The following is a 26,107-nucleotide window of genomic DNA, read 5'->3' on the forward strand; positions in this document are numbered from 1 at the left end:
TCCGGTGCTCAGGCTTCGGCGCGTTCGCGCTGCTTGTCGGCGTAGACGCGTTCCTTGAACGGGGCGATGCCGATACGGCCCAGCACATCGATGAAGCGTTCGTCGTCATGGCGGTTGGCCACATAGGTGTCGATGATGTGCGACACCACATCCGGCATTTCCTCAGCCTTGAACGACGGGCCGATCACCTTGCCGATGGCGCTCTTGTTGCCTTGCGCGCCGCCCAGCGTGACCTGGTACCACTCCTCGCCGTCCTTATCCACGCCCAGCACGCCGATGTTGCCAACGTGGTGGTGGCCGCAAGCGTTGATGCAACCCGAGATATTGAGCGAGATCTCGCCCAGGTCGTGCACGTAGTCCAGGTTGTCGAAACGCTCCTGGATGGCCAGCGCGATGGGGATCGACTTGGCATTGGCCAGCGAGCAGAAATCGCCGCCCGGGCAGGCGATGATGTCGGTCAGCAGGCCGATGTTGGCGGTAGCCAGGCCGCCCTTCTTGGCCTCTTGCCACAGCGCGTACAGGTCGCGCTTCTTCACGTCCGGCAGCACCAGGTTCTGCTCGTGCGCCACGCGCAGCTCGCCGTAGCCGTAGCGGTCGGCCAGGTCAGCCACCAGGTCGATCTGCGCATCGGTGGCATCTCCCGGGGGCGATGCCGGGCCGGGCTTGGTCGACAGCGTGATCGCCGCGTAGCCCGGCACCTTGTGCGCATGCACGCTGCGGCTCACCCAGCGGGCGAAAGCCTTGTCTTCCAGTAGGTGCTTTTCATACGAAGCGTCGGTGTCCGGCAGCTTGTCGTAAGCCGGGGGCGCGAAGTACTGCGCCACGCGGTCGAACTCGGCCTGCGTGATGGTGGCGGGACCATCCTTGCTGTGCTGCCATTCTTCCTCGACTTCCTGCGCGAACTTCTCCGCGCCGATGGCCTTCACCAGGATCTTGATACGCGCCTTGTACTTGTTGTCGCGCCGTCCATAGCGGTTGTACACGCGAATGGCCGATTCCACGTACGACAGCAGGTGCTGCCAAGGCAGGTCGTCCTTGATCACCGAACCCAGGATCGGGGTGCGGCCCAGGCCGCCGCCGGCCAGGATGCGCAGGCGCGTTTCGCCCTCGGCATTGCGGTAAGCGTAGATGCCGATATCGTGCATCTGCACCACGGCGCGGTCATCGGCCGAAGCGGAGATGGCGATCTTGAACTTGCGCGGCAGGAACGCAAATTCCGGCTGGAACGTGCTCCACTGGCGCAGCAGCTCAGCCAGCACGCGCGGGTCCACGGACTCATCGGGCGCAACGCCAGCGAAGTGGTCGGTGGTGATGTTGCGCACGCAGTTGCCGGAGGTCTGGATGCCGTGCATCTCGACGCTGGCCAGTTCGGCCAGCACGTCGGGCACGCGCTCCAGCTCCATCCAGTTGTACTGGATGTTCTGGCGGGTGGAGAAGTGGCCATAGCCGCGGTCATACTCGCGCGCGATATGGCCCAGCATGCGCATCTGCTTGCTAGACAGCAAGCCGTACGGAATCGCCACGCGCAGCATGTAGGCATGGCGCTGCATGTACAGGCCGTTTTGCAGGCGCAGCGGCAGGAATTCTTCCTCGGACAGCTCGTCGGACAGGCGGCGGCGCACCTGGTCACGGAACTGGGCTACGCGTTCGTTGACGATGCGCTGGTCGTATTGGTCGTACTGATACATGGTGTGGGTCCGTTCAGTATTCGTTAAATTCAGGAGACGAGCTTGATGGCCACCAGCGTCAGCGTGGTAGCCAGCGCGGCACGCACCAGCCGCTCGGGCAACGCCCGCGACAGTTGCGCGCCCAGCCAGATGCCGGGGATCGAGCCCACCAGCAAGGCCAGCAAAAGGGTCCAGTTCACCGTGCCCAGCCACACATGGCCCAGGCCGGCAAGCGCCGTCAACGGGACGGCGTAGGCGATATCGGTGCCCGCCACTTCGGCAGGCTTCATGCGGGGATAGAGCAGCAGGATCAAGGTGGCGCCAACGGCACCGGCACCGATCGAGGACACCGTCACCAGCACGCCGATCACGGCGCCCACCACGATGGTGGCAATGGTCTGGGCACGGCCTTCCAGCTGGAACTGGGGGTTGCGGGACAGCCACGCCAGCAGCTGCCTGCGGAACAACAGCGACAATACCGTCAGGATCACCGACACGCCGATGGTCATGCGGATGGCGTGCAGCCACTGCGCGTTGAGTTCACCGGCGCTCTTGAGCACCAGGATGGCCACCACCGCGGCCGGCAGGCTGCCAATGCACAGGCGGCGCACCACCTGCCACTGCACATGGCCGTGGGCGCGGTGCGCCAGCGTGCCGAAACCCTTGGTGATGGCGGCGAAAGCCAGGTCCGTGCCAACCGCCGTGGCCGGCGAAAAGCCGAACAGCAGCGTCAGCAGCGGCGTCATGAGCGAACCCCCGCCTACCCCGGTCAGACCGACGAGGACGCCTACTAGCAGACCGGAAACGGTATAGGCAAGAGACATTGGGGTTCACCGGGCCGGTAAGCGCCCGTTGCTGCCTAAAAGTGAGGCAAGCACACGGAGGTTCCGACCGTTCATTAACAAAGTTCGAGAATCGTAATAAACTGCCCTCATATCTCAAACTAATAAGAAGTTGTTTGTTTATACGAACACAGTTATATGAACCTGCATCAGTTCCGCTTTGTGCGCGAAGCCGTACGTCAGAACTACAACCTGACCGAAGCCGCTAAAGCGCTCTACACGTCACAACCCGGTGTCTCCAAGGCCATCATCGAGCTGGAAGAAGAGCTCGGCGTGGACATCTTTACCCGCCACGGCAAGCGCATCCGCAGCCTGACGGAGCCCGGCCGCCGCATCCTGGAGTCGGTAGAAAAGATCCTGCAAGAAGTGGAAAGCCTGAAACGCGTCGGCAAGGACTACGCCGCCCAGGACCAGGGCAACTTCACCATCGCCACCACCCACACGCAGGCGCGCTACGCCCTGCCCCGGGTGATCGCGGAGTTTACCAAGCGCTACCCCAAGGTGCGCCTGTCCATACAACAGGGCAATCCCGCCCAGATCGCCGACATGGTGCTGCACGACCACGCCGACATCGGCATCGCCACCGAAGGCATCTCGGCCGACAAAAACCTGATCTCCCTGCCCGGCTACCAATGGCAGCACGTGGTCGTCATGCCCCCCGACCACCCCCTGCTAGAAAAGAAGCACCTGGCGCTGGAAGACCTGATGGGTTACCCACTCATCACTTATGATCCCAACTTCGCCGGCCGCCCCAAGATCGACAAAGCCTTCGAGCTGCGCCACCTCAAGCCCGACATCATCCTGGAAGCCATCGACGCCGACGTCATCAAGACCTATGTGGAGATCGGCCTGGGCGTGGGCATCGTCGCCGGCGTCGCCTTTGACGCCGAGCGCGACCGCAACCTGCGCGGCATCCCCGCCGGGCACCTGTTCGGCACCAATGTGACGCACCTGGCTGTGAAGCAAGGCGCCTACCTGCGCAGCTTTGTGTATACCTTTATTGAGCTGTTCTCCCCAACGCTCAACCGCAAGCTGGTAGAACAAGCCATGTCGGGCGACCACGAAGCCTACGAACTCTGACGCACCCCATCCAGCGCGGCTGACCAACGATGGATAGCCATCAGCCGCGCCATGCCAGCCCCGCCACGGCGCCCCGGATGCAACCGGCGCGCGGCAGGGACGGATCACCTTGAATGGCCAACCCCGGTTGACCAGACTTATCAGCACAACGCAGCACAACCCATTGGCCGCCCCAGGCAGCCAGAAAGACCCTATGACAGAGCAAGCCACCATCCACTGGACCGAAAACGGCGAAGAACGCAGCGCAAACTGGCAATCCGAAGCCGGCACGCCCCCGCCCAAGCGCGTCGTCATCGCTGACGACACCACCACCGGCGACACCGCCTACCGCCTCGCCTGCGAAGGCACCGCCATGCTCTGGCGCGGCGACTTCCAGAACGCCCGCCAGCTGCTCCAGGCCCTGGCCCGCCGCGCCGACAAGCCCAAGAAAGCCGCCAAGGCGTCCAAGGTGCCCAAGGCCAAGCCCACCCCCACCGAAGCCTTCCACCTGCACCGCCAGGCCCAGTCCCAGCGCGCCCGCACGCTCTCCATGCTGCTGCTGCCCTTTGACGCCGACCACCTCGTGCCCCTGCGCCGCTCGCCGGATGTGCGCGAAGCCTGCCTCGAAGCCTACGGCGAGGTCGACGCCCCCTACGTGGCATCCATGCGCGAACTCCTCGGCCTGATCGGCGCCCACGAGTGGCGTAAAAAAGGCGTGGAAATCCCCGCCCTGGCCGAACGCATCCACCCCTACTACGGCGTGTTCTCCCCCGTGCGCGGCGAATACATCGACCTGGTCGCCAAAGCCCAGCTACCCGCCGGCGCCCTCAACCTCGCCTTCGACATCGGCACCGGCACCGGCGTGCTGGCCGCCCTGCTAGCCCAGCGCGGCGTCAAGCGCGTGATCGCCACCGACATGGACCCGCGCGCACTCGCCTGCGCCAGCGACAACATCCACCGCCTGAAGGCCGCCGCCCAGGTCGAAGTGGTGGAAGCCGACCTGTTCCCCGAAGGCCGCGCCCCGCTGGTGGTGTGCAACCCGCCGTGGGTGCCGGCACGCCCCAACTCGCCGATTGAACGCGCGGTGTATGACCCGGACTGCCAGATGCTGAAGGGCTTTATCGCCGGGCTGGCGGATCACCTGGAACCCAAGGGCGAAGGCTGGCTGCTGCTGTCGGATCTGGCTGAACACCTGGGCCTGCGCACACGGGACCAGTTGCTGGGCTGGATTGATGCAGCCGGGCTGAAGGTGCTGGGGCGGCTGGAGGTAAAGCCCAACCACCCGAAGGCTGCGGACATGACCGACCCGCTGCACGCTGCGCGCGCGGCTGAGGTGACTTCGTTGTGGCGGTTGGGTATCAAGTAAGCTGCAGCCGATAAACCGGGCGACGCTCGTCGCCTAGGTCTGAAGACAACCAGAGCCTTTAATGTTGCGCTCTGTTGTCTCCCCTCTCCCGCCCTGCGGGAGAGGGGCGGGGGAGAGGGCGGGAGCCCGCAAGAGCGACACGCGCCCAACCCGCAAAAGCCCCCTCCCCGGCCCCTCCACACGGCGCACGCACTCAAAACGCGATAGGCGGATCAAAGGCATCGATCTCCGTCGCCCAGCCCTCCCTCTCCCCACATCGGACGCGTGAAGCCGGTATCGCCTTCGCAGCCTGCTGGACAAGCACGCACCTTTCCCCCGGCAGAAGGTATCCGATGGATGGTCGCTCCGGAAGCATCATGTCCTCCATTGCGCCCTAGAGTTGCGCGTAGATGTAGATCATCCCCTTATCACCTCGCTGATACCCGGCGCGCTCGCCTAAAAAAGTCTCTGAGGTGTATAAATCGACCGGCACTATCATGCCTGCCTCAAAATGTTTCGCCATTCAGCCTGATGCCTAGTACACAGGATGACGCTTGTTCGACTAGATACCTGCCGTCGATCCGATGCACAACATGAACGGTCGCAGGGGCACGCCTACGGTAGTGCAGAATCGTCAGTATCAGACCCGCCAACACGACGAATTCCAAGGAAAACAAGACCGCCGCATCGCGGTGAATCGTTGGGCTCGGTAACCCAGGGGCTAGCAGCCTTAGCTGAAATAGCATCCACACGAGGGGCAATGCAATGGCGTTGCAGACGCCAAGTGCTACAGGCAGGCTGCGAGGAATGCGCCAGGCGAATCCTGCCGCGCCCAACGCCAACCCGATGATTAGCAGGCACCCCAAGGCAAAGGGCTTCGACACAGCCAGCCACGCCGGCAGAAACCAGCCTAGCAGCAGGCCGAGCGCCAGCATGCCCCCGGCAAGCAAAGCAAGGCGCAAGGTCTTGCGTTCATCGAGACGTGCGCGCAGCTTGGCCGCCCAGGATTGCACAGGGGTCGATATCAGCTTTACGTGATTGTCTGCGCTGATCTCCAGCGCGATCCATTTTGCTGCGAACGCCACGATTTTCCCATGCGCATTGACGGCGTATTGGGCACGGCTGCCATCGTGAAAGTGAATGTCATGCGAAACCATGCCGGCCACACCCGTCATGTCGTGTTCAATGACCTGGGCCGGGTCACCGATGTCCATGCTCGCCACGCGGTCCAAACGCAGCGTCACCGGCTCAGTAGGATAGGCAACCCCCATCACGCCGGCACTCACGATGCCATAAAGACCGCCGTCTGCACGCAACATGACTCGCTTCGCAACCTTGGCGGCGATCATTCCCGTCTCCATATCAGCCAGCTCAGGGGACCAGGACAGGCAGGAAAAATCGCGCATCTGACTATGCCCCCGCACTCGTGTCGGTGTTCGCAATCAACTGGCAGCCACACTCTGTGCGGCCCCCCTCGCAAGCCACGACGCCGCCTTCGACCGTTAGCCCGGAGCTCGCCTCCACGATCTTGTTAGTGCCGTGCGGCCGGCCATCCGGGTAGCCGAGCGGGCAACTGACGAGGTCCCCCAGGCGCGCCATTGGCTGGCCGTCCAGTAAATCGCTGGCGGACCCACTGATGACTTCGCCGCCATGCGTGGTCTTATCGCCTTTCTTGATGCGCTTCTTTGGCATTTGGATTGGCTTTGCGACTATTGGGTTACCACCACTTCGACACGCCGGTTTGCAGCGCGACCAGCGATGGTCTTGTTATCGCCAACGGGTTCGCTATCGCCCTTGCCAATTGCTTCGAGTCGGCCCTTGGCGACCCCTTGACTTGCAAGACACTCACTGACGACGGCGGCGCGTTCTTCGGATAACACCTGATTGGACGGAAAGCGCACGCTCTTGATGGGCTGGTTGTCGCTGTGGCCGATCACTTGCACCTTACCTTGCACCTTGTTGATTTCGCTGGCCACTTTGTTGAGCGTTGGCAACAGTCGCTTGTTCACATCAGCCTGGCCGGCACGGAACATGTCATCGCCCCGGAATACCACGGTCGTACCTTGGTCGTTGTCATGGACCGCTACCACGCCACGTGCGATCTCATCCTTGAGCAATTCGGCCAGATGCAGCGCCTGGGGCAGCGGTGGCGGCGTCATCCTGCCAATGGCCTCAATCTGCTGCACCACTTCATGCTGCTTGAGCATCAAATCGTATTTCATCCAAGCGAACAGCCCCAAGACAACCACGGCAAGCACCGAAGCCGTCGCCCACGGCGACACACTGTACAGACGGCGAAAGCGCCCCGGCGGCGCGGGTTCAATGTGCGGCGACAGTTCGTTGGGGACGGGGCCGTAGTGCTTCAGCAGCAAGTCGTACAAGCGCTGCCGAATCGTGTAATGCTGCCGGTCTCCGTCGGTCATCCTGCGATAACGCCCCATGAATCCCAGGGACATCAAATGGTAGATCAGTTGGATGACCGCGATATGCTCGTGGGGCGACTCCACCAGACGGCCCAGCACTTGATATACCTTCTCGCCGCCCTGATTGTCCTGGTGGTGTTGAACCAGCAGACTGTGGTTGGCCCACCAGCCCTGTCCCCATTCGTGCTGCAAGGCTACGTCGTCCAGCGCCGTGCAGATGGCATAGTGCGAGGCAATGACATGTTCGCGCTTGACGTTGGCGCGCTCGACCAGTGCCTTGAACGTGTCGAGCTCTTCGTTGATCAGCTCGCGTAGACGTTCCGTTTCCGCCGGCGCCATGCGCTCCGGTAGGTCGCAGAGACAACGAACCAAGCGCCGTGCTGCCTCCAATATTGGATTCGGGGCACGCTGCACATCGGCGAGACGCTGCTCAAAAGTATGCGGCGGCTGCGAATCGCTACCGGCTGCTGGTTTGTTGTCCGGCTCGGGCGAGGGGATGCCTTGCGGGTCCATGTCGGCCATCTTGCTTAGACTCCGTTCGTGACCGGATGGGGCTCATCGGTCACCGTGTAACCCAAGTCGCGCAGCTTCTGCTTGACCAGCTCGCGCTGCTCCTTGGAATAGGTCACGTCGTCCTCGATCTTGAACGGCATGTCGATGTTCAGCGTCTTGACAAGGATGTTCAGCGCGTAGTCGCGCGCGCGTAGATAGCGCAGCTCTTCGGGTGTCATGGCCGATTCGCTGCCATCCGCGTTATAGCGGCGCAGTCCGATATCCTTGATCGGCATGGGGTCGTTCAGCACGGGAATCAGCACCGGCACAAATATCGGCGTGCGCCATGCGCGGAACTGATAGAAGATCATGAGTGGGACTTCCTTCTTGCCGCGAACCCCCGAGCCTAGGGCGCGTGCCATCAACTCCACGCTGCCGGGGTCGTCCAGCAGCGCGAGGCCGAAGACCGCGCCGACCCGCACTCCATAGTCCTTTGCTCCCACATAGGGCTTCAGGTCGGCGATGCGCTGCTCCGGTGGCACGGGGATCTGCGCCATCGTGAGCAGGAGATCCCTGTCGTCTTCTTTTGCAGGTGGTCGCATCTGCCCCTTCAGAATTGGGTAAACCTCGGGACGAGGGTTCTCGATCAAGCCAAGTACGCTTGCCTGACCTCCTCCTTTACTAAAGCCTTGCGCCAATAACATCGCCGATTCAAGCGAGGGGACCTTCCGCAGAAAGCCGTAGGCAGTTTTTATTGCGGTACCGCTCGTCCTTGGGTCGCTCACGATAGCGCGGACTTCCGGCACGATGGCATTCTGTTGCCGGCGAACATAGGCATAAGCTTCATCCCACTGCTCGTGGTCGATCATTTGTGCCAGGCCAGGCATATTCGTTTGCTCCTGTATGACTTGATCTTGCGCAGCACACACCCGTGGTACCGCTACGGTGCAGCTGAGCAGCAGACTCAGGCAAAAACGCCTTGCCCAGCGTTGTCGGACGGTGGTGCCCATACGCTGCTCAAGAGTTCGCGGCGGCGGAATCCAGCGAGGCGTCGGCTTGACGCCTTCGGCTCGCGTCGGCTGCGAATCGTTACCGGCTGCCGGTTTGTTAGCCGGCTCGGGCGAAGGGATGCCTTGCAAGTCCATGTCGGCCATCTTGCTTACACGCCGTTTGTGACCGGATGGGGCTCATCGGTCACCGTGTAACCCAAGTCACGCAGCTTCTGCTTGACCAACTCGCGCTGCTCCTTGGAATAGGTCACGTCGTCCTCGATCTTGAACGGCACGTCGATGTTCAGCGTCTTGACAAGGATGTTCAGCGCGTAGTCGCGGGCGCGTAGATAGCGCAGTTCTTCGGGCGTCATGGCCGATTCGCTGCCATCCGCGTTATAGCGGCGCAGTCCGATATCCTTGATCGGCATGGGGTCGTTCAGCACGGGAATCAGCATCGGCACAAATTTCGGTGTGCGCCATGCGCGGAACTCATAGAAGATCATGAGTGGGACCTTTTTCCCGTCACGGTCATCGGCGTCCAGCGCACGCGTCATCAGTTCCATACTGCCGGGGTCGTCCAGCAGCGCGAGACTGAACGCCGCCGCGATTCGGGTCTGATAGTACTTGGCCGTCAAATAGGGCTTGAGATCGGCGATGCGCTGCTCCGGTGGCACGGGGATCTGCGCCATCGTGAGCAGGAGGTTCTTGTTTTCCTCCTCCTTTGGAGGTTGGAGCTTTGCTTTGAGAATGGGATAGACCTCAGGACGAGGGTTCTCGATCAAGCCAAATACGCTTGTTCGGCCGCCCCCTTTTCCCAAGCCTTGCGCCAGTAGCGTCGCCGATTCAAGCGTGGGAACCTTCCGCAGAAAGCCGTAGGCAATTTCCATTGCGGTACCGCTCGTCCTTGGGTCGCTCACGATGGCGCGGACTTCTGGCACGATGGCGTTTTGTTGCTGACGGACGTAGGCATAGACGTCATCCCAATCATCCCACCGATTTTGGCTGATATGTTGGTTCATCAATTGTGCGAGGCGAGGCATATTCGGTTGCTCCGGAATGGCGAGATCTTGCGCAGCCCATGTTTGTGGCAATGCAATGGTGCTGGCAAGCAGCAGACTCAGGCAAAGACGCCTTGCCCAGCGTTGTCGGACGGTGGTGCCCATACGCTGCTCAAGAGTTCGCGGCGGCGAAATCCAGCGAGGGGTCGGCTGCGAATCGTTACCGGCTGCTGGTTTGTTGTCCGGCTCGGGCGAGGGGATGCCTTGCGGGTCCATGTCGGCCATCTTGCTTACACGCCGCTCGTGACCGGATGGGGCTCATCGGTCACCGTGTAGCCCAAGTCGCGCAGCTTCTGCTTGACCAGCTCGCGCTGGTCCTTGGAATAAGTCACGTCGTCCTCGATCTTGAACGGCACGTCGATGTTCAGCGTCTTGACCAGGATGTTCAGCGCGTAGTCGCGGGCGCGTAGATAGCGCAGTTCTTCGGGCGTCATGGCCGATTCGCTGCCATCCGCGTTATAGCGGCGCAGTCCGATATCCTTGATTTCCATCGGGTCGTTCAGCACGGGAATCAGCACCGGCACGAACTTCGGCGTGCGCCAGGCGCGGAACTGGTAGAAGATCATGAGTGGGTCCCTTTTCCTGTCGCGGTTACCTGCACTCAGCGCACGCGTCATCAGTTCCATACTGCCGGGGTCGTCCAGCAGCGCGAGGCCGAAGACCGCGCCGACGCGCACCCCGTAGTTTTTTGCCGCTAGATAGGGCTTCAGATCGGCGATGCGCTGCTCCGGTGGCACGGGGATTTGCGCCATCGTGAGCAGGAGATCCCTGTCGCCTTCATTTGCAGGTGGTCGCATCTGCCCCTTCAGAATAGGGTAAACCTCGGAACGAGGGTTCTCGATCAAGCCGAGTACGCTTGCTTGACCTCCTCCTTTACTAAAGCCTTGCGCCAGTAGCGTTGCCGATTCAAGCGTGGGAACTTTCCGCAGAAAGCCGTAGGCAATTTCCATTGCGGTACTGCTCGTTCTTGGATCGCTCACGATAGCGCGGACTTCCGGCACGATGGCATTCTGTTGCAGACGAACATAGGCATAAGCTTCATCCCACTGCTCGTGGTCGATCATTTGTGCCAGGCCAGGCATATTCGTTTGCTCCTGTATGACTTGATCTTGCGCAGCCCATGTTTGTGGCAATGCAATGGTGCTGGCAAGCAGCAGGCTCAGGCAAAAACGCCTTGCCCAGCGTTGTCGGACGGTGGTGCCCATACGCTGCTCAAAAGTTCGCGGCGGCGGAATCCAGCGAGGCGTCGGCTTGACGCCTTCGCCTCGCGTCGGCTGCGAATCGTTACCGGCTGCCGGTTTGTTAGCCGGCTCGGGCGAAGGGATGCCTTGCAAGTCCATGTCGGCCATCTTTCTTACACGCCGTTCGTGACCGCATGGGGCTCATCTGTCACCGTGTAGCCCAAGTCGCGCAGCTTCTGCTTGACCAGCTCGCGCTGCTCCTTGGAATAGGTCACGTCGTCCTCGATCTTGAACGGCACGTCGATGTTCAGCGTCTTGACAAGGATGTTCAGCGCGTAGTCGCGGGCGCGTAGATAGCGCAGTTCTTCTGGCGTCATGGCCGATTCGCTGCCATCCGCGTTATAGCGGCGCAGTCCGATATCCTTGATCGGCATGGGGTCGTTCAGCACGGGAATCAGCACCGGCACAAATTTCGGTGTGCGCCATGCGCGGAACTGATAGAAGATCATGAGTGGGACCATTTTCCCGTCGCGGTCATCCGCACTCAGCGCACGCGTCATCAGTTCCATACTGCCGGGGTCGTCCAGCAGCGCGAGGCCGAAGACCGCGCCGACCCGCACTTCATAGTCCTTTGCTCCCACATAGGGCTTCAGATCGGCGATGCGCTGCTCCGGTGGCACGGGGATCTGCGCCATCGTGAGCAGGAGGTCCCTGTCGTCTTCTTTTGCAGGTGGTCGCATCTGCCCCTTCAGAATTGGGTAAACCTCGGGACGAGGGTTCTCGATCAAGCCAAGTACGCTTGCCTGACCTCCTCCTTTACTAAAGCCTTGCGCCAATAGCGTTGCCGATTCAAGCGTTGGAACTTTTCGCAGAAAGCCGTAGGCAATTTTCATCGCGGTACTGCTCGTCCTTGGGTCGCTCACGATAGCGCGGACTTCCGGCACGATGGCATTCTGTTGCCGGCGAACATAGGCATAAGCTTCATCCCACTGCTCGTGGTCGATCATTTGTGCCAGGCTTGGCATATTCGTTTGCTCCTGTATGACTTGATCTTGCGCAGCACACACCTGTGGTACCGCTACGGTGCAGGTGAGCAGCAGACTCAGGCAAAAACGCCTTGCCCAGCGTTGTCGGACGGTGGTGACCATGCCGCTTTCTTCTCCGTTGACGATTCAGACTGGTTGAGTAGTGCGATCCCGCGTGCCGTGACAATTTCAGAAAATGGATCGCTTGACACGACCTTCGGCACCGTCTTGCAGCACAGCATCTTGCCGCCCACATGCCAGCCATTGCCAACATCCTGTTGCCGTCCTCGTTGCCGGGTATAGGCGTCCAGTGGACCGATGCCGTTCAAACCGGTATAGACATACATCAGCATCCGGCGAGACCAGAAATCCTCCAGGTTGTGGCGTTCATCCCTGCCTTGAATTTGCACGTGAACATCGTCCCCCTTGGGGTTATGCGTTGCGGGGTGCCACAGTCCAAGAAAATGTCCGATCTCGTGGGCGAACGTCTGGATGAGCTGATCCTGACTGGAAGGATGGCCGCCATGCATCTGCTCGGCGGCCACCAGGGCGGTATTGCAAAGCCCCCAGCCAATGCCACTACCGATTGTGGATTCCACCACATACATGTTCAGATGCCTCGCCTTGCGATTCAGACTGGTCACCGCGGGGAACTCGTTCACTGCAGGTTGCCCGTCTTTGGCAGGCTTGACGGTCATCGCCCCTGCCTGCGTCAAGTCGACGGTGTCATTCAGCCATTGCTTGACCTCAAAGCGAACCCCCGCTGCCCGCCAGATGTCATTGATCTTGTTGAAGATGGGTTCAAGCTTTGGACGCTGAAGTGACGGAGGAATCCGTGGAATCTCCGGCTTGCCGGCCTGCCCAATGGACACAAAATGCACCGCCACAGCGACGTTGATGGGGTCGTAGACCTGCACAGACAGGGTGTGTAGTAGCGGCCCGCTGGCACTGCCATGACGCACTTCAATGTTGGCATTTTTTCCATTCGCCTTGTCGGGCTGGCCGGCGATGCCCGTCAGCTCGATCAGATCGCCCGTCGCCTGACTGATCTTGACCGTGCTCTCATCCGTGCTGACGAAGCTCAGCGGCACGCTTGCCCCGACATGCAGGCGCAGCAGCAACAGGTCAATTCTCTGTCCAGCCATCAGGCTAACGATCGGCCCGTCATGCTCCCGGTAGCCGCGCTCGTCCAGTTCGGGCCTGCCCGGATGAAAGGTGGTCGATTCGTTGTACCGCACGAAACGCACCGGTACAAACCGGTGTCCATCGTAGATTTCGCGTGCCAGCGGTTTTGGTGATGGTCCCGGCGTGACGGATCCAACTGTGCCTTTGTTTTTCGGTTGTGGCGGAGGCGGGACGGTACATGGCTCCATGGTGCCCGGAGGGGCGCTGCCGCCGCCCGCTGCCAGCTTGGCGACGAAGTCGGGGTGAAACTGCTTGACGTTCGAGCCAGTGAGATCGCGGTGAAAGCCAAACGCCTGCGACGGATCGATCTTGCTGCCAGCGAGTTCGTGCCGCTCAATTTCGCCATTGGGCTCGAAGCCGCTGTCCACCTGAAAGCGCAGGATCGCGTCTTCGATTTCGATGTGGTCCAATTTGTCATCGGGCGTCTGCGACACAGCCACTTGCCCGAGACGTACGGACCGATAAGGCTTGTCGTAGTAACCCAGCACCATCAGGCGACGCTTGGCACCCTGGATGCCCATCGTCGTTGTGCCGTCGGTTTTCTCGTCATCGCTGTAGTCACGCGCGGTCAACTGGATCAGCGTGCCAAGAATTTCCAGTTCGCCTGTGATGCCAGGTTGCAGGCCCGGCAAGAGAATCTGGCCGTTGGCCCCAGTCGTGCCTTCGCTGTCCGTTTGTCCAGGGATGCGCAGTTTGTAGCTGAGGCCAGCCAACCCGCGCTCGGCCTCAGTGCGGGAGATACCCGGAAACAGCTGGAAATAGATGCGCAATGGGCGCAGCGGTAGCACCACCTTGCACACCGCGCCGCCCGGCTTGAGGGTCAACTCCGGATTCGGCGCGGGCCGCGCGGGCGTTCTTGCAGGCGGCTTTTGCGAAGGATGTGTGGAATGGGTCGCCATAAGCTGTCTTATAGAATTTCAATCTTCACGGTTTCACCGAACTCGGCTAGCTTGAGCGCAGTCTCCCCGTGCGCATTGGTCACGCCTTCGATGAGGCTGCCATCGGCGCGCGTAATGCGATAAGACTGGTACGGTGCAAGGTGGTCGGTGCCATCCCAATGCAGCTTGTAGAAGCCCCCGTAACCTTTGCCGAAGCTCGGCATCGGCACGCTGGCAGTCTTCGGGCCGGTCAATTGCTTGCTGCCCGCGTGAACCGTCCATGCGCCGCTGGTGCCGCTCTCGATGCCGCTGGGCGTCATGCGGTAGTAAGTGCCTCCAACGTTGAACACGATCTCCTTGGCGGCGGTGACTTCGATCCTGCCTTCGGTGCTGGTGACCTTCAGGGTGTCGCGCGCCACGACTTCCATTTCGTTGTCTTGCGCCTGCACCGCGACTTTGCCCTTGCGGGCGATCAGCTTCACGTCTTCGGTATGGCCGCACAGCGAGACACCTTTGGCCGCGCTGCCGACAATGCTGTGACCCGCAGACATAGACAAATGCTTGCCGGTGGTCAGCGCCGTATGGTCGCCGCTGTGCAGGTGCGTGGTCTTCGGTGTCGTACTGGCGATCCCGGCAGGACTCGCCATGACCATCATCGGCTGTGACAGTTCGCCCAGCGCTTCGCCCGTCCCTTTGATGGCGTCGTTCTGTTCGGCAATGGCCTGCGCCACATTCTTCTGTTCATCGGTCTGCGCGAGTGCCGCCACGCTGGCATCCAGCACGTTGCGAGCTTCGGCCAGTGCCTGTTCCAGCCGCCGGATCGTTTCCCGCATTGCCAGCACATGGCCGTCTGCGTTACGTCGGGCCTCGGTGGTGATCAGCATCCCGTCTGCGCGGATGGCCCCCTTGCCATCGGTGCGCAGCTCGAAGCCCTCGCCGCGCTTTTCCTCGCGCCCCTGCCAATCGTTCACGCGCACGTTGTGGCCGAGCGCCAGCAGGCTGTTCTGGTGGGCCGAGGCGACCTGCACCTGCTGCTGGCCCTGCGTGTCGTCATAAAGCGTCTGGTTGCGGCCTTCGCCGAATAGCTCTTTACTCTGGTAGCCGGACAGCGCGTGCTGATCCGGCAGGTTCCACGCCGGTAGATTTTCCTGATTGTTCACCACCCCGACGATGATCGGCCGATCCGGATCGCCGCCCAGGTAGGCCACAACGACCTCCTGTCCGATGCGCGGCAGGTGCGTGTTGCCGAAGCGGCTTCCCGACGCGAAATTGGCGACGCGAATCCAGCAGGAACTGTTCTCGTCGTTGTTGCCGTAGCGGTCCCAGGCAAACTCGCAGCGCACGCGACCGAAACTGTCGGTCCAGATTTCCTGATTGGCCGGACCAGTGACCTTCGCGACATGCGTGCCGCCGATGTAGGGCTTCCCGACCCATTCGGGCCGGAAGATCTCGCGGGTCGGCTGTGCCTCGAATTCCACCTCGCAGCGCCATTGCTGGCCGCTGCCCGAGAACTCGCCCACATCCTCGATCAGCAGGCGTGTATCGAAAACCAGGTACTCGCAGTTGGCCTTCCTGCGCAGGGAGCGCGCGAGCGTGAACGTATTGCCCGGTGCCATCGCGCGGACATTCCCCTTGCCGCGCACACGGTGTCCATGCTGCCGGATGGCTTCCATGCGGATGCGCGCCCGCATGTCCCCCTCGGCGCGGGCTTGCTTGCCGCCCATGGGCTCGGCGTGGTCACCCGGCCAGTCGAACCGCTCGTAGGTCGAATGACTGGTGTCGCGCGGCGCTTCGGCAGACACGTTGAGGTCAGCGCGCGGTTGCTTGAAATCGTAATCCCCATGCGTCCATTGGCCGGTGATCAGCCGGTCGCGCGCCTCAAACTGATAGAGGTGTTCTTCGTCGACCCGGTCAGAGGATGGATACCAGCTAATGGTGTGATACGCGGCACTGGGAATGACTTTGAAAGCGCCGTTGCCATCGGTCAGCACCAGACGGTGGTGACCATTTGAATGCTCGAAGAAGAACGATATGCCCCATTCTGCCAGCAGGCGCCGCACGAATTGATAATCGGTTTCACCGGCCTGCAATTGATACTCACGCTGAGGATATTGGCTATCCAGCAGGCGACGCTCGACGGGGAAGGTGTAGTTGCCGAGTACCGCTTCGACGATTTCCAGTACGTTCATGTTCTGGAACCGCTTGTAGTTGCTCGTCAGTGTTGCCAGCCACAGCCACGGACGCAGGGTCAACCGGTACAGAATGCGCTCGTTGTCATAGAACGGCCCCCAAACTTCTGTGACGAGGCCGGTGATTTCCCGCGTGCCCTGACCCAGGCCACCGGCTTGGCCGGTGCCAGATCCGTCCAGTTCAATACTGACGGTGAGTTCCTTGCCCTGCATGGCCTCCATATCAAGGTCGCCTGCCGGGCCGTAAAGGGCATTGCGGTCGTCGGGGGTCTTTAACTCCAGTTCGTACTCGAAAAGGGCGTTAATGCCCTCGGTGCCGGATATGCGGGAAAACACCAGCAGCGGCTGTCCCATCAGTTCCGGCAACCCCTCACCGGACACGGTGACGGTACGAGAAAGGAGCAGCAAGCGGTTACCCATGCAAGTAAGCTCCGTGATGTCAGGCGCCCTCGGCGCATTCCTGACGCGACGCGAAACAACCCAGGCCACCTTACGCGACTCGGGCTCCCGAAAAAAATCCGCTACTCCGATGAATTCAGCTTCACAAGGCTATCGGCTTGGAAACGGGGGTGTCTATGAGACTATTCCGGAAATGAACCCAGACAATTCGTAGTCATGCGGAAATTACAGAGATCTTGGATGGCACTGCGAACAAGCATGCCGCCAATTCGGCCAGCCATCGCGTGCGACCGGATCGCGCTAAGCCACGTCCACCTCGCCACAAACCTCATCGACATGCCGCCTACAAGGCTTGCTGAGGCTTAACTTGGGTGGATTGAGGATGGGCCTCGCATCGAGGGCGCTAACATCAGCGAACCAGGTGCAGATCTACGGCAATTTCGCCCTTACGCGATCCAGCCAGGTCGGCGGTAGGTCCACGACGCCATTATTTTCGGTCGCCCCCAAATCGTATTGCACGAAAATTGGATTCCAAATCAAGCTACGCCGATCAGGGTCTAAATATGTGCGCTCGGCCAGTAACTCCCCAGTGCGGGTCTCATACAGACGAAATAGCGTGCCGTACTCGCGCGGAAGATAGCAAATTTCGCCTATGTATTGGCCTGTAGGAGAACGCTCTCGCTCGCATTGATACCGGGCTGATCGGCTCATTGCGTTGCAGCCATAAATCAGCGAGCTAACCAGAGCCACGAGAATGACCAGCAACTTAGCCAGAAATTTAACGAGGCGTATCATAGCTCAAACTCCACTATGATCGGATTTAGAAGATGCAAGACCATCCGGTCTGAATATAGGATCGGGTCGCCCAAGGATTTCAGGCATGCCCGGACCCGTCACGCGGACAGTACGATTGGAAGCCGATGGCCAACGAATACCCATGCGAAAACACTCCGCCGCAGGTGAAGTTGCAAGATCCGCAAGGCCATGAGGCTTGAACCTGATGTACCTTGCGCCAGTGCTGGCGCACCGATCCGCAAGTGATTTTCACAAATACCAGAACGGTATCCTGCAGCGAGAAACGCTATGCCGCAATCGGACAAGTACGAAATTCGATGAGAGATTTGGCGATGAAGGCGGCTATGAAACGATCAGAAAAGCGGCTACCGTTCGGTTCATTCAGCACACTGTGGGTGCTCAGGCGCGAGCCGCGCATGCTGCACCATTGAGGATGTGGAAGCGTTCTAACTTCCTACGGAACACCCTGCCACCCTCCTCCGCGACCGCCCCATCGCCGCCCACACCGCCAAAACCGAAGGCGCCTGTGCACCCGCCGACATCGCGCATCGAAAGACGCTTCTGGCGTTTCGCGAATGGCTGAACGCGCCCGTCAAGATCTGCTTGTTGTGGAGTTCGATCTATGAACATAGGCACCAAAATCAAAGCCGAACCTCGCAAAGCCGAACCTCGGCTACGTTCGGCGATCAGGCTGGCGGCGCTCGCCGCCGCTGCTGTATTTCTTGTTCTCTATGGCTTGGATGTTAGAGACAGATCCACTGCGCACGAATGCAAGCGAGAGAACTCTGGCGACTACATCGGTGAAGCCTGCTATTTAGCGCGTGAGTACGGCACTCTGTTTCGCCCTTATGCTGCGCGTAGCGATGAATTACTCGCAGAACGCACGTACCTTGACCCCGACGCTCCGCGCCTACTTTGGTTTCACGACCATGTGCTGTATGACATCGGCGCGCGCGATGGTAAGGGCTATGCAACACTGCCCCCGACACGTTGGGACTGGCTACGGGCTAGCCTCCCGTAGCGAACGAAGGCGCCTGCGTCCGTTCAAGGAATGACAGCCGTGAACCGACTGTTTGGGAGGGGGGCACAGGAGCGACACGCGCCGAACCTATGCACCCCCTCCTCCCCCTACCTCAAAGCAACCCCTGCACCCGATTCAAAGCCGCATCCAACTGCTGCTTCAACGGCGTCAGCAAGCAATGCAGGCCGTGACTGTCTTCTACCTCGTCACTGTCGTAATCCAGCAATCTCAGAACGGAGCCAAGGCCTGCGCTAACGCGTAGCAAGTCGGCGCAGCTTTCCTGCGCGATGCCTTGGGCGTCGTTGCGCAGCGCGTCAAGTTGGTAGGCTAGTTCCTGGACGCTTAGCTTTGTGGGGGTGTCGGCTGGGAAGGTGATGCGGATCAGGTCGGCGAGCAAGTCGGATTGCCGGGAGAGGGTGAGCGTGCGCTCGGGTGGATTGACGTGGGTAGTTTGCTCGGAGCGAGCGAGGGTGTCAGACATAGCGGCTTCCTAGTTTGGGTTGGAAGACCCGCCGCTCATTTCCACGTGAGGGTGGCGGGCCCGCAGCGAGGGTGGAAATACCGGAACGTAGGAACCGGCCAGCCCGAAAGCTGCCCCGCCCGGCCCGCCGTAGACATACTACGCGCGCACGAACGCACGGACACAAAAAAGCCGCAAATAGCGGCTGTCCGCCTACGTTTTCCGGGTTTCCACGCCCGATCACCTTTGTTTGAGGTGACACGGGGATTGTCGGGGAGGATTGGAGGGATGTCAATCAGTGATGGGCCGACCGGGTCTACCCTGCCATTCAGGTGCCACAAACTACTCCCGAATCGGACGCTCAACATTGTGTGTGCTGATGGCAGAGCCCCTGGACACTATTTAAATTTCACCTAGGAAAAGCAACCGAAAGCAGCAAATAGTATCTCCACTCCCAACTCGATAGCCTGCACACACCAAAATAATTTCAGCAACAGGCCTCATTGCACAACTCGATATTATCAAAAAATATATTACAAAAAAATAAATGGAACCATAAACAAATACACACCCCATAACAATTATCTCATTCCATCCACAAAAATCATAATTCACACATAACTATATTCAATTTTAATAATACTATCCAATCACGAAAAACGAACATCGACGCAAAATCCGAAAATTTGTTCCCGTCCAAGTCAACCTAGCGAAACACGATAGAAGTAAATCCAGGACCCGAGCGCCAAAAAGTCGATCACCACCCCCTATAAATCGAATCAGCTCCCCCACTACCGGATGCCCGGGTAGCAAAATTCATGAAAATCCATGATAATGCTGGAACAACAAAGAGAGAAGGGGGACTCTTCGTGCCAAATTCGCAGCGAAGCGCAAACTCAGCGGCCCTGCTACTTGCCGGCGGCGGCATCGATTCGACCTTATGTATGCATCGCCTACGCGAAGCGGAACTGCACTTTAGAGCCCTGCATATCGACTACGGGCAAAAAGCTAGCCGCCTTGAATGGGCCGCGGTCCAGGCAATGGCAAAACACTATGGTGGTACAGCGGACCAACTCAAAATCGCTAGCTCGCAGGCGTTCCCCCCTGGCGAGGTGGTTGGACGTAATGCAGCGTTCATATTTCTCGCACTGATGCACCGCACCCCCTCCGAAACACTAATTTGCATTGGCATTCATGCGGGAACGCCTTTCTATGACTGCTCTGAAGCATTTTTCGAAAGTACTTCCCGACTAATGGCAGAGCATACGGACTCACGGGCACGCCTGATTGCGCCGCTAATCAATTACACGAAACCCGAGATCGTTGGTGCCCTCCGTGAAACGGGTATCGATCTCGCTCATACATATAGCTGTCAACGTGGTGTCGAAGGGGGATGCGGCTCGTGTCACTCGTGCTTGGACCGGAGGAGTCTCGGATGTTGAGTGCTATTAGAGAAATAAGAATCGGAGGAAATGTCATCTCCAAAACCCCCACCGTCGTGCCATCATTCTCGAGCAAGGGTTTTCCAGATGTCTCACACATAATTGAGGTATTATCTGAAACGATAACAGAATGTGCATTGGTTAGCGCATATGATATCTCGCATCAGCATATAACCACTATTCCCACCTATCCGGAATACCTCATTCTTGATAGCGGTGGCTACGAGAGTTCCAAAGACATGGAGCTTTCCGACACTCGCAAGAATAACTATGTCGAGTCTTCATGGACACTCGAACAGTTAAGCAAAGTACTTGACGCCTGGGAAGCACCGCAACCGACTCTCGCGGTGAGCTACGACCACCCCGAACACCGCGTGACGGTCAAGGAGCAAATCGCGAGGGCACACGAATTGTTTGCAGGTCGAAAGTTCGGAAGGGAGATTCTTCTGAAGCCACACTCGCCTCAAGCCACACGCATAGACGTGGATGAGATACTAAAATCGGTCTATGAGCTCCGTGACTTTGATGTAATTGGATTCACCGAAAAGGAGCTGGGATATAGCATCTTTGATCGCATGCAAAAGATAGCGAAAATTCGAAGCGGCCTGACGAAAATCGGGCTAGATACACCGATCCATATTTTTGGAAGTCTTGATACCGTTTCTACGCCACTGTATTTCTTTGCAGGCGCGGATATTTTTGACGGGCTCACGTGGCTGCGATATAGCTATGTAAATGGTCAAGCGGTATACCAGAAAAATGCTGCGGCCTTAAAGTACGGTATTCGCATTAATGATCAAGATATTGACCCTAAAATTTGGTTTGAAAATTACCAGCAAATCATAAACCTTGAATTTGCGATGAAACGCTACATCAAGGAAAATAATTTCTCCGCGTTCAAAGAACACGCAATTTTCTTTGAGCAATCCGTGAACGAATTGCATGCAACGCTCTAGGAGGCCGCATGGGCGGGAGTAGTGGCACTTTTGGTGGAGCAGGCCGATCTCCTGCTGAGATCGCGAAGAAACTCAGAGAAGATGCTGAGGCCGGCGCTGCCGAGTTCGATACCGTGCTGGCAGAGGAATTCGGCAAGCTATTGAGCCGGTACAATTCCCGCAATACAGAGGAGGTGCGAGAGAGACTGGACGAAATTAAAGCAACTCTAGGCGTCGATCTGGACAGTGCGTTTGACACAATGTTTGGTGGCTCGGTCGCAAAGCACACGTATGTCGATGGAATCAGCGATGTGGATTCTATATTGGTCATCTCGGGAAAACTGGCTAACGAAAACCCGCATGAAGTTCTAAAAAAAGTTGGCGACGCTCTGTACGACGGTCTCGGGGGAGCCAGTGAAATTACGACCGGACGAGTCGCCATCACTGTGAAATACTTAGATGGACCGGAAATTCAGCTCATCCCGGCAATAAGAAAGGGAGGGAAGCTGCACGTACCCGCATGGCAAATTAACTCTTGGTCGGCGATCGATCCTGAGCAATTCAAAGATGGACTTAGCAAAAGAAATTCTGAATGCGCAGGGAAGGTCATACCGACGTTGAAACTTGCCAAGGCGATTAATGCGAATTTGCCTGAAGCCGTACGCCTAACTGGTTATCACATAGAGTCACTTGGCGTCGCTGCGTTCCGCGGCTATGCAGAAGAGCGAACGACCGTGAGAATGCTTCCATATTTCTTTAAGCAGGCGAGCGCCCTAGTGTTGACCCCAATGACTGACCGGACCGGCCAATCAATTCACGTGGATGAATATCTAGGCGCCGCCCACAGCGAAGCACGAACTGCTCTCAGCCATACACTTGCCCGTATTCACCAACGCATGCTGAACGCAAGTTCTGCTCAGTCGAGTGAGCGATGGCTCGATCTATTTGGTGAATAGAATGACAGAGAAGAATGCTATCGAAGCACTTCAGCGTGCCATGAGAGTCGCCGATCAGTCTTGCACTGCCTACTCAGCTCTGAGAGATAGGTTCAGGACTAAGTCGACGATACTTGACCTCGCTATCTTGTTAATCTCAGCATGGCTTGTCGCGATGGTATTCGTTCAGCCGACTATAGCTGCCCAACTTTCGCCGCACGGAGTATCGAAAGACATTTGGTTAGGGTTGCTCTCGATTGGCACTTTTTGCCTTTCGCTTATTCAGCTTCAGGTAGATTGGAAGGGGCGATCACACTCGTACCATCAGGGAGCCATTGCGCTAAGCGCATTTGTGAAGGAATATCGCCCCCTCTCCTCCGAAGCGGATTCTAACGTGATAAATCAAGCTCTGCTGCGATATCAACTGCTTACGGATACTATCGAATCCATCCCGGAATCTGAATTCCTAAAGCTCAAAAAAAAGCACAAATTAAAGGTCGAAATAAGTCGGCATCTCGACAATCACCCCGGCGCCAATATTTTGTTGATAAAAATAGTACTTTGGTGGCGCGACAATCGAGCCACCATCAGCGCTTCTAAAGGCGACAATAGGGATGCACAGAAATGAAAGCTGCCGCCTTCTACCGCCAAGCGAAACGCATAGTCGTCGATCTTGGTTACTCTGATGAGATTGCATGGCAGGAAAATCAGTCGCCTGAGAATATCGGCGAGCAGGAATTCCTCAGGGAAGCAGCCTGGGTGGTTTACTGCTCCGGCTTCCGTGAGGCGATCGTCAGGCGGTACTTCGATTACATTTCCCTTTGCTTCTGCGATTGGCTATCCGCCGATGAGATATCGGAGAAGCGGAATCAGTGCGTTGCGGCAGCGATGCCCGTACTAAAAAACCGGCGAAAACATGAAGCCGTGGCCGAGATCGCTACGCAGGTTGCAGTATCCGGATTCGAAAATTTCAAGGACGTCCTGCTCACAGCACCGCTTGATACTCTTCGCGAACTTCCATTCATGGGTGCGGTGACATCACTCCATCTTGCAAAAAACCTCGGCTTTGACGTCGCTAAACCTGATCGTCATTTACTCCGTCTACAGACGTATCTCGGGTATTCAGATGTGCGTTCCATGTGCAACGCCATTGCGAAGGCGAGCGGCGACCCTGTCCGAGTCGTCGACGTGGTGCTCTGGAGATATCTTGAGCGACGTGGCGCCCCCACCCACGATCGTCATTAAACGACATTTCAAAGAAATACTCGACTATCCAGAAATGTCTTTCTCGGATGACTGCGCATCAATTGCATCAAGTATATTAAAACAGGAATACGATGAGTTCATCCGAAATTTCACGGATCAAAGAGCGCTCGAAGAGCAGAAAGAAAATAAACGAAATCTATGATGATTCGATCAATGCCTATCTGGTCCACTATTCATGCGAGTCGTTTTATTCTGCTCCTGGGCAGCCGGCTATAGGTGGGTCCACTCGGGTGACCTCAATCGCAGTTCGTAATCTTAAGTCTGCTCAGACAAAAACGTGGTCGATACATAAATCCGCGGAGTTAAAAGGCCAATTAGCAAATCTGGCGGCGATTCTCCCTTCGGTGGTCCCGGCGACGGGGCAAATCGCCGCGCCGACGGCCAGCCCTGCAACGGTGGTTCTTTCAGCAACTCTGGACCCACTGGAGCGAGATATGCTTGATGGATATTTCGCCTTCCTCTCGACGCACACTGATAGTGTATTTATTCACTGGAATATGCGAGACGACAATTACGGATTCTCGGCGCTTGAACATCGACACCGAGTCCTTGGGGGACAACCGATCGTTCTACAAGATCACCGCAAGTTTGATTTGGCGCGCGAACTTGTTACTTTGTACGGGCTGAAATATGCACCCCACAAATCGGCGAGAGGTAGAAAAGGCCGGTTAATGAGCATTGTTGAAATGAATCATATATCGGATATAGATGCATTGCAGGGCGCAGAGGAAGCAGCAGCCTTTGTAAATGGCGAGTACATGAAACTACATCAATCCACATTAAGAAAAGTGGACGTTCTTTCCAACATATTCGACCGAACTCACGACAAAAGCATTAAAACAAATTCCAGCTTCACAGACAAATACGGAATTCACCCCATTGCTATAATTGAGTTAACCAAGAACAACCCGATCGTTTCTTCTCTTATATTCATTTCCACTGCCGGAGTCTCAGTATTGAATTACGAAAAAATTATTTCCGGACTCAAAAATTGGTTTTTATAATTCTGATTTCTAATCAAAAAATAGGCCTAGCGAGCGGGCCACCATGCCTTGGAGAGCGAACGCTTGCTAACGGTTATTCCCCGCCCGGTCGAAGATCACTACTTTGGCGAATGGGAGGACCTTTTCGACTAACGCGCCACATCGAGCCTCTCGGATTTCAACCCATCCAAACCTGAGATCGGTTGCTTAAGCGTATCGCGGGCTAATTGCAATTAATGTGCCTTATATTAAACGGACCCTACGATTTTTAACGATACGCTTCCCGGGAAATTGAAAATGAATATCGCTCACGCAATTGGAGTACTTCGCCAAGTGGCTACGCTGCCAGTTTTCGCGCAGATGAACCGGTCCACCGTTAAGGGATTTCTTGGTGAGCTACTTGTCAAGGAGTGGCTAGAGCGAGAGGGAGTGGAGGCAAAGCATCTCGGCAACCAATCAGGATACGATTTAGAATTTACCCATAAAGGTCGCACGATCAAGGCTGACGTCAAGATGTCCATGCCAAAAGATGAATTCCGATGGGGATTCGATTATTGGGGCTGGGCTCTAATGCATGCAAACAAGAAGAATGGAATTTCTGCCACCCACCTTATATGTATCGGATGCGACCACGGAGCAAACATTGTGGAGGCCTTTATTGTGCCAGCCCGGCAGGTGACCAATTTTCCGGCCGGTTTTGGGCAATTCAGCAAGGTTCTACATGGCTTTGTGGTTCCCTCTGAACAACTACCAAGTGGACTTGTTCCGCCGGACCTCGCGTTGTATGTCAAGAGTCAAAGGCTGCTAAACGAATCCTCAATCGTGCGAATTGGGGTTAGTGAGCGCCTATCCGATGCGTTCGCGTAATTAGCGTACATGCATGCCCAACCGCTGTCGGCAATTTATCGCTCTACGCGATCCTCCCGACGCCGTTTCTATGCCAGCCTAGCGTTGTAGATAGGTCCGCTATTCATCGATAAAATCAGAATAATTTCCGATATAGCGCTCAACACGGTCAAATGGCTGAGGCACCGTCAATACAACACGGGGTTGTACCTTGGGCATGTGGATCTCGTGACTGAAATCGCCCCGCCAGCCACCCTTCGGCAAGAATGAGTTCGCCACCACCTCCGAAGGCGTGAAGAACGGCCAGATCGACGGCACCTATGACATTCAGTAAGTCCCGGTCCTTGGTAACTGGGCGTATCTGAGCAACCATATCCGCATGACCGTCACGCCGCCTGACGGCAGCCCTGCCATCCACCGCTCCGGCTACACGCTCACCATCCTGAGCAAAGACCCCGACGGACGCTGGCGGCTCACCCGCGACGCAAACCTGCTGGCACGGAAACCGCAGCGCCCCCGTGACAACGGCATCGCGAAGTGAATCTCAGGAACGAATCAGCCATTGCGCAGCGCACCATAAAAAGAAACTCCTGCTCACAGACCCCTTCCACCCATTCCCACCAAGTACATCGCCGCCGCCCCGCCCCAAGATCAGCATTCACCCCACATGGCGTTCCCACCCCATATCG

Annotated in this window: 23 protein-coding genes; 11 read left to right on the forward strand and 12 right to left on the reverse strand. The window is 57.9% G+C overall.

All coding sequences use genetic code 11. The features are described from left to right. Window positions 1–8: 8 nt before the first annotated feature. Complete coding sequence (locus tag AC1RQK_RS29160) at window positions 9–1,688, reverse strand: nitrite/sulfite reductase (protein WP_492375659.1); 1,680 nt, start codon at window positions 1,686–1,688, stop codon at window positions 9–11. A gap of 29 nt (window positions 1,689–1,717) precedes the next feature. Further along, window positions 1,718–2,491 (reverse strand): sulfite exporter TauE/SafE family protein, encoded by a 774-nt coding sequence (locus AC1RQK_RS29165; protein WP_183036659.1) that lies wholly within the window; start codon window positions 2,489–2,491, stop codon window positions 1,718–1,720. A 156-nt stretch (window positions 2,492–2,647) separates the two neighbouring features. Here AC1RQK_RS29165 and AC1RQK_RS29170 point away from each other — a divergent pair, with 156 nt between their 5' ends. Both AC1RQK_RS29170 and AC1RQK_RS29175 read left to right on the forward strand, forming a co-directional pair. Continuing rightward, window positions 2,648–3,589, forward strand: coding sequence for a CysB family HTH-type transcriptional regulator (locus AC1RQK_RS29170; RefSeq protein ID WP_183036660.1), 942 nt, complete (start codon window positions 2,648–2,650; stop codon window positions 3,587–3,589). 193 nt (window positions 3,590–3,782) lie between these two features. Continuing rightward, the gene (locus AC1RQK_RS29175) at window positions 3,783–4,934 is read left to right on the forward strand and encodes a 50S ribosomal protein L11 methyltransferase (protein ID WP_183036661.1); all 1,152 of its coding nucleotides are present in this window, start codon (window positions 3,783–3,785) and stop codon (window positions 4,932–4,934) included. Window positions 4,935–5,419: 485 nt separating this feature from the next. Here AC1RQK_RS29175 and AC1RQK_RS29180 read toward each other — a convergent pair whose 3' ends face one another. The 9 genes from AC1RQK_RS29180 to AC1RQK_RS29220 form a co-directional block, all read right to left on the reverse strand. Then, window positions 5,420–6,262, reverse strand: a complete 843-nt coding sequence (locus tag AC1RQK_RS29180) for a hypothetical protein (protein ID WP_492812703.1) — start codon at window positions 6,260–6,262, stop codon at window positions 5,420–5,422. 61 nt (window positions 6,263–6,323) lie between these two features. Beyond that, a complete protein-coding gene (locus AC1RQK_RS29185) occupies window positions 6,324–6,605 on the reverse strand; it encodes a PAAR domain-containing protein (RefSeq protein WP_492812705.1) in 282 nt (93 codons plus the stop codon). Window positions 6,606–6,622: 17 nt separating this feature from the next. After that, complete coding sequence (gene tssL, locus AC1RQK_RS29190; protein WP_492812707.1) at window positions 6,623–7,858, reverse strand: type VI secretion system protein TssL, long form; 1,236 nt, start codon at window positions 7,856–7,858, stop codon at window positions 6,623–6,625. Between the two features lie 5 nt (window positions 7,859–7,863). Continuing rightward, window positions 7,864–8,982 carry a hypothetical protein gene (locus tag AC1RQK_RS29195; protein ID WP_492812709.1) on the reverse strand — a complete coding sequence of 373 codons (1,119 nt, stop codon included), beginning with the start codon at window positions 8,980–8,982 and terminating at the stop codon, window positions 7,864–7,866. A 5-nt stretch (window positions 8,983–8,987) separates the two neighbouring features. Beyond that, window positions 8,988–10,103: a hypothetical protein gene (locus AC1RQK_RS29200; RefSeq protein ID WP_492812711.1), complete on the reverse strand. Its 1,116-nt coding sequence runs from the start codon at window positions 10,101–10,103 to the stop codon at window positions 8,988–8,990. A 5-nt stretch (window positions 10,104–10,108) separates the two neighbouring features. Next, on the reverse strand, window positions 10,109–11,227 hold the full coding sequence (locus AC1RQK_RS29205; RefSeq protein WP_492812713.1) for a hypothetical protein: 1,119 nt from the start codon (window positions 11,225–11,227) through the stop codon (window positions 10,109–10,111). 5 nt (window positions 11,228–11,232) lie between these two features. Beyond that, complete coding sequence (locus tag AC1RQK_RS29210) at window positions 11,233–12,207, reverse strand: hypothetical protein (RefSeq protein ID WP_492812715.1); 975 nt, start codon at window positions 12,205–12,207, stop codon at window positions 11,233–11,235. Continuing rightward, a complete protein-coding gene (locus AC1RQK_RS29215) occupies window positions 12,162–14,168 on the reverse strand; it encodes a zinc-dependent metalloprotease family protein (protein ID WP_492812717.1) in 2,007 nt (668 codons plus the stop codon). The genes AC1RQK_RS29210 and AC1RQK_RS29215 overlap by 46 nt, the downstream gene beginning before the upstream one ends. A gap of 8 nt (window positions 14,169–14,176) precedes the next feature. Beyond that, on the reverse strand, window positions 14,177–16,756 hold the full coding sequence (locus tag AC1RQK_RS29220) for a type VI secretion system Vgr family protein (RefSeq protein WP_492812719.1): 2,580 nt from the start codon (window positions 16,754–16,756) through the stop codon (window positions 14,177–14,179). 1,396 nt (window positions 16,757–18,152) lie between these two features. Between AC1RQK_RS29220 and AC1RQK_RS29225 the strand changes: the two genes are divergently transcribed. After that, window positions 18,153–18,551, forward strand: a complete 399-nt coding sequence (locus AC1RQK_RS29225; RefSeq protein WP_492812721.1) for a hypothetical protein — start codon at window positions 18,153–18,155, stop codon at window positions 18,549–18,551. Between the two features lie 112 nt (window positions 18,552–18,663). Here AC1RQK_RS29225 and AC1RQK_RS29230 read toward each other — a convergent pair whose 3' ends face one another. After that, the gene (locus AC1RQK_RS29230) at window positions 18,664–19,032 is read right to left on the reverse strand and encodes a DUF1484 family protein (protein ID WP_492812723.1); all 369 of its coding nucleotides are present in this window, start codon (window positions 19,030–19,032) and stop codon (window positions 18,664–18,666) included. A gap of 797 nt (window positions 19,033–19,829) precedes the next feature. Here AC1RQK_RS29230 and AC1RQK_RS29235 point away from each other — a divergent pair. From AC1RQK_RS29235 to AC1RQK_RS29270, 8 genes are all read left to right on the forward strand, one after another. Next, window positions 19,830–20,453 (forward strand): 7-cyano-7-deazaguanine synthase, encoded by a 624-nt coding sequence (locus AC1RQK_RS29235; RefSeq protein WP_492812725.1) that lies wholly within the window; start codon window positions 19,830–19,832, stop codon window positions 20,451–20,453. After that, complete coding sequence (locus tag AC1RQK_RS29240; RefSeq protein ID WP_492812727.1) at window positions 20,447–21,409, forward strand: hypothetical protein; 963 nt, start codon at window positions 20,447–20,449, stop codon at window positions 21,407–21,409. Before AC1RQK_RS29235 ends, AC1RQK_RS29240 begins: the two co-directional genes overlap by 7 nt. Before the next feature lie 8 nt (window positions 21,410–21,417). Beyond that, the gene (locus AC1RQK_RS29245; protein ID WP_492812729.1) at window positions 21,418–22,344 is read left to right on the forward strand and encodes a CBASS oligonucleotide cyclase; all 927 of its coding nucleotides are present in this window, start codon (window positions 21,418–21,420) and stop codon (window positions 22,342–22,344) included. A 1-nt stretch (window position 22,345) separates the two neighbouring features. Further along, window positions 22,346–22,951, forward strand: coding sequence for a hypothetical protein (locus tag AC1RQK_RS29250; protein WP_492812731.1), 606 nt, complete (start codon window positions 22,346–22,348; stop codon window positions 22,949–22,951). Next, window positions 22,948–23,568: a hypothetical protein gene (locus tag AC1RQK_RS29255; RefSeq protein WP_492812733.1), complete on the forward strand. Its 621-nt coding sequence runs from the start codon at window positions 22,948–22,950 to the stop codon at window positions 23,566–23,568. Before AC1RQK_RS29250 ends, AC1RQK_RS29255 begins: the two co-directional genes overlap by 4 nt. 92 nt (window positions 23,569–23,660) lie before the next feature. Further along, window positions 23,661–24,593, forward strand: a complete 933-nt coding sequence (locus AC1RQK_RS29260; RefSeq protein ID WP_492812734.1) for a hypothetical protein — start codon at window positions 23,661–23,663, stop codon at window positions 24,591–24,593. 276 nt (window positions 24,594–24,869) lie between these two features. Then, window positions 24,870–25,439 (forward strand): hypothetical protein, encoded by a 570-nt coding sequence (locus tag AC1RQK_RS29265; protein ID WP_492812736.1) that lies wholly within the window; start codon window positions 24,870–24,872, stop codon window positions 25,437–25,439. A gap of 358 nt (window positions 25,440–25,797) precedes the next feature. After that, window positions 25,798–25,959, forward strand: a complete 162-nt coding sequence (locus AC1RQK_RS29270; protein WP_492812738.1) for a hypothetical protein — start codon at window positions 25,798–25,800, stop codon at window positions 25,957–25,959. The last annotated feature ends 148 nt before the right edge of the window (window positions 25,960–26,107 follow it).

Source organism: Cupriavidus sp. GW822-FHT02D05, assembly GCF_058802485.1.